At 40.3% G+C, this 1,379-nt stretch carries 1 protein-coding gene; it reads right to left on the reverse strand.

The genetic code is table 11. From position 1 onward, the window contains the following. Window positions 1-57: 57 nt before the first annotated feature. Window positions 58-1,379: succinate dehydrogenase (quinone) flavoprotein subunit (gene sdhA / locus FF52_RS04355; RefSeq protein WP_008463290.1), on the reverse strand; the 1,322-nt coding region annotated here is incomplete at its 5' end.

Consider the following 1,379-nt stretch of genomic DNA (forward strand, 5'->3'; position numbering starts at 1 on the left):
TATGAGTTATGAATTATGAATTGTTAATTAATAATTTACAATTAACAATTCACCATTTTATTTATAGCTTCTCACTGCAAGTTCTACCGATTCAAAGGTTAAAGGTTCTTTGTGAAGTTCAGGTTCGTTATTTAAACCTTTCCATTCCCAAGCCGAGACATAACAGAATTCATCGTCGTTACGGACAGCTTCTCCATCAGCGGTTTGATATTCTTCTCTAAAATGAGCTCCGCAGGATTCTTCACGCTGTAAGGCATCGTAACACATTAATTCGGCCAATTCTATATAATCTGCAATTCGTCCCGCTTTTTCAAGTTCGCTGTTTAAAGTGTTATCGCCAGTAATTCTGAGATCTTTTTCAAATGAAGCTTTGAGTTCTCGAATTTCGACTATTGCTTCTTCCAGTTTTTCTCTGCTTCGTGAAAGACCGCATTTTTCATACAAAAGACGTCCGATTTTTTTATGGAAATAATCTGCAGAAAGTGTTCCGTTGGTATGTAAAAAACGATCCAGCTGTCTTCTCACTGTTTTTTCAGCTTCTTCAAATGCGGGATGCGAAATATCAGGTTTAGGCAAATTCAATTCGCCTGCCAAATAGTTCGGAATAGTGTAGGGAGCAATAAAATAACCATCGACACAAGCTTGAAGCAGTGAATTTGCCCCAAGACGATTTGCTCCATGGTCCGCAAAATTAGCTTCACCTAAAGCAAATAAGCCCGAAATCGTAGTCATAAGCTCATAATCGACCCAAAGTCCGCCCATGGTAAAATGAGCCGAAGGCGAAATCAGCATCGGTTCTTTGTAAGCGTTTATGCCTGTAATCTTTTCATACATAGCAAAAAGATTACTGTATTTGGCTTCAATTTTATCTTTACCCTGCGCTTTTATGGCATCTGAGAAATCGAGATAGATGGCATTTTTCATAGGTCCAACGCCATGGCCGGCATCAATTCTTTCTTTTGCGGCTCTTGACGAAATATCTCTTGGAGCCAGATTTCCAAATGAAGGATAACGACGCTCTAAATAATAATCACGCTCTTCTTCGGGAATGGCATTTGCATTTCGGTCATCTGCGGCTTTTTTTGGAACCCAGATTCGTCCGTCATTTCGAAGCGATTCAGACATTAAAGTCAGTTTGGATTGATTTTCACCATGCTGCGGCAATGAAGTAGGATGAAATTGAATCCAGCTTACACCAGCCATAAATGCGCCTTTTTTGTGCGCGCGCCAAATGGCAGAACTGTTACAGCCCATAGCTAAAGTAGACAGATAATATACTTTTCCGTAACCGCCAGAAGCCAGAACAACAGCATCTGCAGCATGGCGTTCCAATTTGCCAGTTTCAAGATTTCGTGCAATTATGCCTTTGGCTTTGCCAT

It is taken from the genome of Flavobacterium sp. F52, from assembly GCF_000278705.1.
GTDB lineage: Bacteria > Bacteroidota > Bacteroidia > Flavobacteriales > Flavobacteriaceae > Flavobacterium > Flavobacterium anhuiense.